At 41.5% G+C, this 901-nt stretch carries 1 protein-coding gene; it reads right to left on the reverse strand.

Annotated features, from left to right (window positions below):
• Positions 1 to 255 precede the first annotated feature (255 nt).
• Positions 256 to 901, reverse strand: a 646-nt coding sequence (locus A3739_RS03360; protein WP_231876991.1) for a response regulator, incomplete at its 5' end; no start/stop codon positions are given.

Raw genomic sequence — 901 nt, forward strand, 5'->3', positions numbered from 1 at the left:
GTGTACCCATCTTGCCCCTGATATATGCCTGATTCGTATGTAACACCTAGGCCATAGGCATTTCGTTCGTCCGCATTAGCACTTAATGAGAGAAACCCTAAGCAAAAAAGGAGGGCATGAAATAAACTACGCTTCATCAATCGTCCAATATCGAAGTAAAACAGCGGGCTATTGTAACGATTGCTTACACAAAGGAATGAGAAACAAGGCTGTTTTTTCTATTTCAAAGATATTTTTGTAGCGCTAGCGTGTTAACTACTTATTTATTTGAGCAAACCAATGAGCAACGCGATCGTGAAGGATATCTGTATCTATTGGCTTAGTAATATAGTCCGACATACCCGCTTCTAGGCATTTTTCGCGATCACCATCGATAGCGTTCGCGGTCATCGCGATTATTGGTATATCTTTATAAGACTCTCCACATTCACCTTTTCTTATGTTTTGAGTTGTTTCATATCCATCCATCTCGGGCATTTGGCAATCCATGAAGATCATGCCATAGCTTGGTTCGTTGCTCATTTTCTCAAGCGCTTCAACACCATGATTCGCGACCTCAACACTTAAACCAAGCCCTTCAAGTAAGGTAACAGCCAATATTTGATTGATAGGATTATCTTCAACAAGCAAGACCTTTAAACCTCCGTAATCACGATGATCTTCTTTGCTGATATCGGGTTCACCTTCGCGTTCGTATGATTCTTCTGCCTGCATAGATATACTCATAAGCGCGTCATATAAATCATTATGCGTTGCAGGTTTTGGAAAATAACTATCGGCCCCAAGACTATTGATTTGATCGGCGCCCCTTAAATCAGCCAACTTAGTCAGCATACAAATGTGAGTATGATTGCTGTGCGAGCGGATTGACTCGATGAGACCCTTGGTTTCTTGACCGATA

Source organism: Oleiphilus sp. HI0067 (assembly GCF_001635735.1).